The sequence below is a fragment of the Leptolyngbya sp. FACHB-711 genome, from assembly GCF_014695615.1.
Classification (GTDB): domain Bacteria; phylum Cyanobacteriota; class Cyanobacteriia; order Elainellales; family Elainellaceae; genus Leptolyngbya_A.
Genome location: NZ_JACJOR010000126.1, coordinates 1 through 9,400, shown reverse-complemented (window position 1 = coordinate 9,400; position 9,400 = coordinate 1). Strand labels below are relative to the sequence as shown.

Genomic DNA, 9,400 nt, shown 5'->3' with positions numbered 1-9,400 from the left:
CGAAACCAATCGTCCCATGCACCAATGGCAATTTCTGGGCTGGAGTGTGGTCACTGCCGTTTTATTTTGGATGATGGTGACTGTGGGAGTGGCAGTCGTGCTGCTGGCGATCGTTGCCCTGAGCAGCTCGCTTTTCTGGATACAGATCAGTCCCTTGATTTCTAATGACTGGAAGCAATATTGGGTCATTGTCGATTGCTTCGCAGTTCCTCGGAGTAGTCGCTCCGTAGAAAAGCCATCGGGAAAGCTAATTGCCTGCGGTAAACTCTGCCGCTATCGCCATTACTCGCTGCTGTTTAACCTGCTGGTTGCGCCTGCCTATCGCCACTACGGGTTTGGCTCAATTCTGGTGGATGCGCTGAGCCAAAAAGCAGTCAAACCGCTTTATCTTGCTTGCCATACTAATCGCGTTAGTTTTTACACCCGATTGAGGTTTGAGCCGATCGCTGCAAAAGAACTTCCGGCAAGCGTGCGAAATGCTCTGGGAATTACACCCCGCTCAAAGCTGCTTGCATTAAAGCTGGATCGCTAAAAAGAGCAAAAAAGGCAGAAAAAGAACAAAAGAAAAAACCTCCGGGAGTCTTGCCTTGTTTCGACCCCAGAGGCTTTTTCTACTTTTCCTCACACCTTGATTACAACAATAACGAGTCAATTCCGCCTCCAGCCTTTACTTGTGACACTTTATCCGGTGGCACAGAGATAAGCCTACCTAAAGGAGTAGTAGCCAGAAAGACGATCGCGTAAAACCTTGGTTAAACCAATGCAAACAGATTCAACACGACTACAAAGATCCATGAATAATCGTCAATAAATAAACCCAGAAGATTGAGCGACATAAAAAGCTGTAGTACGTTGCAAACAAGTAATTATTCAAAAAATAGCGCAATGTAATGAAATCTAGACAAAATTGCAAACTGTGATGGAATGCAATTGACAAAAAACTAGAAGAAATTAAAGTTAATTATTAAGTAGGCGATTTGTTTTACTCGATCGATTAACCTGTTAAAGATTAAACGCAAAGATCTGACAGAAAAATCTGACCCAAAGATCCGATCCAAAGATCAAACATAAGGATTCAACAATCACTTCAGGAGAAAAAGAATGACCGAAACCTTAATTCAAGGAGGAAGAATTATTACCGCAGTTGATGATTATCGAGCCGATATTTTGATTAAAGATGGCAGAATTGATACGATCGCCCGTGAAATCCACTCCGACACAGCAACCGTTCATGATGCCAGCAATTTGTTCGTGCTGCCGGGCGGCGTCGATGTTCATACCCACATGGAGTTTCCGCTGGGATCTGCCGAAACGTGCGATACCTTTGAAACCGGAACGCGATCGGCTGCCTTTGGCGGCACAACCACGATCATCGATTTCGCGCTGCAAAAAAAAGGAGAAACTCCCAAACAGACACTTGATCAGCGATTAGCCGTCGCCCAGCCCAAAGCCTGCGTAGACTATAGCTTCCACCTGATCCTGACCCATATTACGCCCCAAACCTTAGCAGAATTACCCGATTTAATTAACCGCGACGGCATTTCCAGCTTCAAGATGTTTATGGCGTATCCTGGCGTACTGATGGTTGAAGATGCAGACATTTTTCGATCGATGCGAACCGTGGGCAATCACGGCGGCATGATCAACCTACATGCAGAAAACGGCGGCGTAATTCAGGTTCTGATCGAAGAGGCTCTGGCACAGGGCAATACTTCACCCAAATATCACTCGCTCACCCGCCCCCGCATCATGGAAGCCGAAGCCACCCATCGCGCAATTCGATTAGCAGAGCTGGCAGAAATCCCCGTATATATCGTGCATCTCTCTGCTAAAGAAGCCTTAGATGCCGTTGTGGAAGCCCGGGATCGCGGTATTGAAGCTTATGCTGAAACCTGCCCCCACTATCTGTTTCTCACGATCGAGGAATATGATCGCCCTGGCTTTGAAGCTGCAAAATTTGTCATGACCCCGCCGCTCCGCGAAGCTGACTGCCAGCATGCCCTTTGGCGCGGGCTTAAGTTCGACGATCTACAGATTGTGTCTACGGATCACTGCCCGTTTTGCTTTAATGAAAATCCGTTTGGCATCAATCGATCGAAACAGTTGGGGCGCGACAATTTTGAGCAAATTCCGAACGGTGCGCCCGGCGTCGAGCTACGGATTCCGCTTTTATTTGATGGCGGCGTGCTTACTCATCGCCTATCACTCAATCGATTTGTGCAGCTTACCGCAACTGCTCCTGCAAAAATGTTTGGACTGTTTCCTCGTAAAGGCACGATCGCCGTCGGCAGCGATGCAGATATCATTCTGTTTGACCCCCAAAAATCCCACATTATCAGCGCCAGCACTCACCATTCCAACGTGGACTATTCCCTTTACGAAGGGCGATTGGTCACGGGCAAAGTCGAGAAAGTTTTTTTGCGCGGCAAACTGATTGTGGATGGTGATCAGTGGTACGGCACACCCGGAAGCGGTCAATTTCTGCGGCGATCGGCTTCGGGAAGGGTGTGATCTCGATGACCCCTGACAATCGTATCAGCGTATCTATTGTCTAAGCGAGGATGGTTGCGCCCCGAAAGTAGTCTTCAATTTGGCGATCGTGATCGTGCGACAAGTCTCCTTGAGGAATATCAGTCGGCAAAAACGCTCGAATCGCCATTACTTCCAGCGAGTCCTGGATCTGCATTGTGCCATCCACCATTGCCTCAACCAGCACACAGATCGAATGAAAGCGGGAATCGCGTTCTGGACTGGAATACACGCCCACGAGCCGCTTGATTTCAACGAGCGACAGTCCGGTTTCTTCGGCTAGCTCTCGCCGCACGGCAGAAGGAATATCTTCGCCCCAATCCACAATGCCGCCGGGCAGACTCCACTTACCGTTATCACGACGCTGAATCAGCACAATCCTTCCATCGGGCAGAATTGGAACAATACTCGTACCCGTAATTGGATGTCTAAACACAAGTCCCAGAGCTGTCTGGAGATACCGCTGTAGCTGTTGCATAATCAAAAAGGGGCAGGTCTACTAATTCTCTCGTTCAAGTTGATGCGTTCAAAAGTCATTTCAGCCACAAAGCAGGATTAGGCAGCACGGATTGCCCCCAGATCGGCTAACACCTCAGACGCATGGTTATCGGGCTTTACTTTCAGGTACACCTTTTCGATCTTGCCATCCGGGTTAATCAGAAATGTATTGCGGCTAACGCCCAGATATTCCTTGCCCATAAACTTTTTCAAGCCATAGCTCTCGTAGGCGGTAGCGACATGACCCTCTACATCAGTGAGCAGTGGAAAGGGCAGGCTGTATTTTCTCGCAAATTTATTGTGGCATTTTGCATCATCTGTGCTGATTCCCAGCACCACCACATCGCTGGATTGATAGTCTGAGTAAAAATCTCGGAAGCTACAGGCTTCTTTAGTGCAGCCCGGCGTGTTGTCGCGAGGATAGAAATACAGCACAACCCATTGACCGCGATGGTCTGTGAGTTGAACCAGGTTGCCATCGGCATCAGGTAGGCTAAAGTTGGGAGCGGAGTCACCGGGCTGGAGAGGCATTGCTTTCTGGATTACTTTTCTGAGTTACGTTTCTGAATTACAGTCCTTCGACAACGATCGCGATCCTTCCTGGCTCTTGACTATAGCGCAGCGGTCAAACTTCTGACTAAGGGCGCAGCCCCTACAGGACATTCCTCACGCGATCAAAAAAGGCTGCAATAATAATTCTAATTTTAGGGCGAATGAAACCGCTTGCTTGAACGACATGACTGCTAATAAGGCTGTAGACGAGAATGGTGTTCCCTTTCCTTCCTGCACCATCAATGATGGAAACAATAATGACGGAAGAAATGATGAGAATCGTTTTGATTTGGCAAAAGGCGCATCGTCCGCGAAAGCTGATCTGCGTCGCTCGCTCCTGAAAGCCCGACAATCCCTACCCCAGTCCGTTTGGCGTGAGAAGAGTGATCGGCTCTGTGCCCACTTGCAGCAGTGGGAAGGATTCCAGCGATCGCACACCATCCTGGCATATCTGAGCTTTCGGCAAGAACCCGACCTCAGCCCGCTCTTTTTGACGCCGCACCGCTGGGGGCTGCCTCGCTGTGTGGGCAAATCGCTTTCCTGGCATCTCTGGTCGCCTCAGTTTCCACTTCAGCCTGGCAGCTACGGCATTCTAGAACCCCAGGCAGATGCTCCGCTGATTCAGCCCCAAGCGGTTGATTTAATTCTGGTTCCGGCAGTGGCTTGCGATGTGAAGGGCTATCGCCTGGGCTACGGCGGCGGATTTTACGATCGCCTACTCAGTTCCCCTGCCTGGAGCAATAAACCGACGATCGGCATTGTGTTTGAGTTTGCTCGGCTCCCGCAGTTGCCCACCGACCCGTGGGATCGACCGCTCAATGGCATCTGTACCGAGTTCGGCTTGTTTCTGAAGCGATAATCTTTGGGAAAATCAGTTTTTATAGCGGCAGTTTGGGGCACTGGTCAAATGACAGGTTCAGGTAGCGGCTACATTCTTCCGAGGTGAGTTGGCGCGGCGTGCGTTCCTGTGCTAGCGAAAGCAAATGACCCCAGGTAGCTGCCCAGAGATAAACCTGCCCGGTTGGAGTGAGTGTCGCTACATACTGACCATCTGGGCTAAAGGCAGCCTGTACGAGCGGTTGCAGCCCGTCTTGCTGTCGAGGTGGATTCAGCAATGCCTGCTGCTGTCCAGTTCGAGCATTCCAGACGATCGCTGTTCCATCTGCGCTTGCAGTCACGATCAAGTCGCCAACCGGGCTGTATTGCACATCCGCGATCTTTTTTTGATGCCCTGCTAGCACAAACTGCAGTTGCCCCGTTGCTCGATCATAGATTCTGGCTTTGCCATCTTCACTGCCCGTGACAATTTGCTGTCTCTCTGGGCTAAAACTGCTGCTCGTCACTGCTGTATCGTGAGTCAAAACGCGGGTGGGTTTGCCCGACGCCACTAGACCCGAATGCGCTGCTTTTACTTCTAAAACTTGGGCAGTTTTGTCCTGACTGGCAGTAATAATCTGCGACCCGTCTGGGCTAAATCTTACCTGATGAATCGTCGCCTGGTGATCGTTCCAAACCTGAACCAACTCTCCTGATTCCACGTTCCAAAGCCGCACCGTCAAATCATCTCCTACGCCTAGCAAAAACTGTCGGTCTGGGCTGAAGTGGAGCTGATAAATTTTCACGCTGCTTTGATCCTCCGGGCGAGACGGCAAGGCAACACTGTCCATAATCTTTTGGCTCAGGAGCAGTTGGCTACCAATTCGCCAGTTCCGAATCTGGTGCTTGGTCTGGAAGGTTTGGTTGGGCTGTCGCTGCTGAAGGGCGATCGTTCCAGTGAGATCTGCGGTCGCGAACCATTCACCGTCAGCACTTAAAGCAACACTGCTAAAAGACGATTGATTCGCCAGGACAGATCCCGCAGCCCATGAGGGCAGTGAAGACCAACCTGCAACGTGGAATATTGTCTCCCGCCAGCCAGACCAGACGATCGTTCCAGGAATGCTTTCTAGTTTCGCTTCTGCCTGAATGGGTTGGACGACTTCTGGCTGTTTTGCCGATGCGCGCCTGGGTAAAGCGGCTTCTGCCTTCGCCAAAAGATCAGTTTGGGCTGCAAGCTCTGTTAATTTTTGCCAGAAGCTTTCTGATTTCAAGGCTGCGGTGTGAATTGCGCTGGCAGGAATCGAGCGAGCAGGTTGGGCAGGTGCAGCAGAAACAGCAGGTAAACGCCACGGCTGAACTTGACCGTTCGCAGCGATCGTTAGCAGTTGTGAACCATGATTTTGTCCCAAACCATTCTCTAAAAAAGAAATCCGGCTGGCTGGGGCATTGGCTTGCTCTAGAGTCGGCAACTCGCCCCCAGTTTGAACTGCCCAAAACTTGAGCTGACCCTGAGCGTCCCCTGTAATCAAATAGGCATTATCAGGACTGAAGCGCACCTCTGTCACTTCCGAGTCCTGCGGCAGCCTTCCAACAGACTCACCGGATTTCCCGTCCCAGAGCTGAATGACCTGCTTCCCGTTGCCCATTGCTGAGCTGGAGCGGGTTACAAGCCAGCGTCCGTCCATACTAAAGGTCAGGGCTGTTGCTTTGCCGGAAACTAAAGGCAGTTGCTTTAAGTGACGGGTCGAGATATCGTACAGCCAAACCACCTCTTCTGTAAGAATTGAGAGCGTTTGATCGTTAGGGCTAAACTGAACCTTTGCATCTTGATCGATCGGGAAGCGGTGCAGGAGTTGTCCGGTTTGCGATCGCCACAGGCTCACCTGTCCCTGAGTGCTGAGGGTTGCCGTCCAGTTGCCCTGAGGACTAAACACCGTTCGCTGAAGCTGCTCTGCCTGAACCTGCTTTGCCTGAATTAAGCCTGCCTGAATTAAGCCTGCCTGAATTAACTCTGCCTGAATTGGAGATGCAGCAGGCTGAAGATGAAGGGAAGTATTTGCTGTCTGAATCAGGCGATAACGGCGGAGGTCATTTTCAAAGCCCACCTGCAAAAACTGCCCATCTGGGCTGAACTGTAGTGCCTCGATCGGCTTGGGATACAGCAATCGAGCTTGAAGCTTTCCGGTATCACCGCGCCAGATCGCCAGACTGCGATCGGCGTGAACGGAGACCAGCCACTCTCCCATCGGGCTGTAGTGAAGTTGTGTCACTGGAGCCGATCCCTTTAGATGCAGCACCAGTGCCCCGTACTGTGTAGACCACACTTTAATATCGGGAAGTCCTTCTGCAAAAGCGGCGATCGATTGACTATTGGAACTGAAACGAACACTGGCAATCCGAAGCGGTTCTCTCTGAGAAAGAGTGGGTGCGGATAGATTCTGACCAGGAGGACAGCCGGCGATCGAGCGACAGGGCAAAGGGTTTGCTTGCAGAGCAGGATCTTGCGAGACCGTTTCTTCTAAACCTTGCCCCGCACCGATCGTCCAATCTAAAACTTGTCCAGGTTGGGGGGTACTCGTGCTGCTATAAAGCTGGTAGGGCTGGATTGTCCACAGGCGAATTTTGCCCTCTGCACTGGCTGCCGCTAAATAACCGCGATCGGGGCTAATTTCAAGCTGCTGAATGGAACTGTGCGTGATGGGCAGTTTGAGCTGAAGACGCAGGCTTTGCAGCGCAAGACGCAGACTCGCTTGGGCAGACTCGGTTGGTTTTTCCTGGGCGGCTAAGCGTCCAATAAGAAGGGCAGTGGTGACTGCATCGGCAGAGCTACCTGACTCAGAGTTGCTGGCTTCCTGAAGAATAGATTGTGTGATCGCTGCCCGTTCGCGAGCGGTGGCAAGTCGCAACTGTTGCTCTTTTTCAATCTGGGACTGTAGCGCATTGAAATATTGCCCCATCACGATCGTCAGCGTTGCCATCAGGAAAGCAGGCACAGCGATTTGCAGTTGGCGAGATTCTCGCCGCGCCCGTTGAGCTTCTTTGCGACTGGCAAGGATAAATTCCTGCGTAAGGGCAGAAAGTTCGTGGCTTCGATCGGCGACAAGCTCTTCTGCTGCTTCAAGCCTTCGTCCTGCTAGCAAAAACTCGATCGAGGCAGGTTGTCCGGCGTCATACCAGATTCGCGCCGCCTCTTCTAGCTCCCGCTGTCGCACCAGCATTTCGCGATCGCGACTGCACCACTGCCGTAGGAGTGACCAGTGACGAATCAGAGCTTCATGGGCAACATCAACCACTGCCTGCGTCGATTTTTCCAGGGTAGGAGGATGAAGGCGATCACTCCAATCGGGAAGCGCCTCAGCAGGACGATCGCGTACAGAAAATAGCCCTGCGTCACCTAATCCGGAATGATGAATGCCTCGATCGTCTTGCCCACTCAATTCTGCAACATTGAGTCCCGCCTGATCCGTGACCAGCAGCTTCGCAGAAACCAGCTTTTCTAAAATCCGCTCGACTAAATCAGTCTTTTCTGGTGCAAACGTTGGGCTGACAAGCTGCGACTTAAACACACGGCGGCGTGTGTCTTCTGTGCCTTCGCCAAAATGCGTTAGGGTAAGGAAAATCCGCTGGGCGATCGCCTGCTCTACGGTGTCAAAGCGATGGAATACATCGGTTGCTCGTTCCTGCAAAAGCTGCCGAATTCCGCCGAATTCCCGATAGCTATCGAGTGTCAGGCACTCTATTCCTTCAGGAGTGGGCTGTCGCCGCTGCCAAAGTTCGAGCAGGGTCGATTGCAGTAACGACAGTTCGCCAGGCGCACCAATGACATCCAGCAGCAGGGTATAAACCAGATTCGGTTCACAGCGTAACCCTGCCTTTTGGGCTGAACGGACGATCGCCGCTTTGAGCTGGTCGTATTTGAGCGGGGGAACGATGACCGAATGCTGAGCAATCTGGAGCACCAGCGGTTCGTACTGACGACACTGAGGCACAAAGTCTGAACGCAGCACGACCATCGCCTTCAGGCAGCCAGCCTCTACCGCCGCCATTAAACAAGCAATAAACTGCTGTCTTTCCCGGTCAGCCTGGGCGTGCCCCTGAGTAAAGATTTCTTCGAACTGGTCAATTACCAGCAGCAATTGCGACCGTCGGGATGACAGCCCAGTCGTCCCAAAGTTTTGGGGCATCGTGCCACGCACAAGCTGGACAAATCCGGCTTCTCCTGCCTGCAAAAGCTGTTCTGCCCGTCTGAGCTGCTCTGCTCGTTCGATCGGGTCGGCTTCGGGATCAACAAAGGCAGCAGCCAGGCTTTTCAGCGGATGTTCACTGGGGGTAATGAGCTTAATCTGCCAATCTGTATCAGTCTGGTTGCTCTGCCGCAGCAGGGGGATCAATCCCGCACGAACTAGCGAAGATTTACCGATGCCCGACGCCCCCACAACTGCAATAAAGTTATTGGTCTTGAGTTTTTGCAGGAGTTCGGTAGACAGGGCTTCGCGTCCAAAAAAGAACTCGGCATGCGATTCGTCAAAACACTCCAGCCCGCGATAGGGGCAAACCGGGGGTGTCTCCAGATGGGATGAGATCGATGCGGGCAGGGGGCGATGCAAAGCAGTTTCTACAGGGAATTGATGCAAAGCAGTTCCCCCTAAGGAGCAATCGACTCCAGTGATTCGGCGCGTCAGAATAATCTCGCTGCCGGAGCTTTCAAATAAGGGCTGCTGAATTTCGCCTTTAAGTTGGTGATTGACCCAATCGGTCAAGGCATGGTGATTCACAATTCCGGTGTTACTGCGCTGGGGGTCGAGTCCGGTGAGGAGGGCTTGGGTGAACACGCTGTAGGGACTGTCGATCGACTCATAGGCAGTCTCATACTCTCGCGAAGCCGCCATAAACAGACGATCGGTTCCTGGTGCAGCGCCTGGATCTGCCTCCAGGAAATTCAGCAGTTCTCCGCTGTGGCAGCAGTCTAGGATAATAATCCGCTGACGAACCGGGCTTTCCT

The 9,400-nt window shown here is 51.8% G+C and carries 6 protein-coding genes; 3 read left to right on the top strand and 3 right to left on the bottom strand.

What is annotated here, in order from left to right; all coding sequences use genetic code 11:
* Together H6F80_RS04075 and hydA are read left to right on the top strand one after the other, a co-directional pair.
* On the top strand, window positions 1-532 hold a 532-nt coding region (locus tag H6F80_RS04075; protein ID WP_190790331.1), incomplete at its 5' end, for a GNAT family N-acetyltransferase.
* A gap of 569 nt (window positions 533-1,101) precedes the next feature.
* Window positions 1,102-2,511, top strand: a complete 1,410-nt coding sequence (gene hydA, locus H6F80_RS04070) for a dihydropyrimidinase (protein ID WP_190790330.1) — start codon at window positions 1,102-1,104, stop codon at window positions 2,509-2,511.
* Window positions 2,512-2,551: 40 nt separating this feature from the next.
* Here hydA and H6F80_RS04065 read toward each other — a convergent pair whose 3' ends face one another.
* Complete coding sequence (locus H6F80_RS04065; protein ID WP_190790329.1) at window positions 2,552-3,007, bottom strand: NUDIX hydrolase; 456 nt, start codon at window positions 3,005-3,007, stop codon at window positions 2,552-2,554.
* 77 nt (window positions 3,008-3,084) lie between these two features.
* The gene (bcp, locus tag H6F80_RS04060; RefSeq protein ID WP_190790328.1) at window positions 3,085-3,558 is read right to left on the bottom strand and encodes a thioredoxin-dependent thiol peroxidase; all 474 of its coding nucleotides are present in this window, start codon (window positions 3,556-3,558) and stop codon (window positions 3,085-3,087) included.
* A 205-nt stretch (window positions 3,559-3,763) separates the two neighbouring features.
* Here bcp and H6F80_RS04055 point away from each other — a divergent pair, with 205 nt between their 5' ends.
* Window positions 3,764-4,438, top strand: a complete 675-nt coding sequence (locus H6F80_RS04055; protein WP_190790327.1) for a 5-formyltetrahydrofolate cyclo-ligase — start codon at window positions 3,764-3,766, stop codon at window positions 4,436-4,438.
* 19 nt (window positions 4,439-4,457) lie between these two features.
* Here H6F80_RS04055 and H6F80_RS04050 read toward each other — a convergent pair.
* Window positions 4,458-9,400 (bottom strand): nSTAND1 domain-containing NTPase (locus tag H6F80_RS04050; RefSeq protein WP_242067152.1); only part of this gene is annotated, 4,943 nt, incomplete at its 5' end.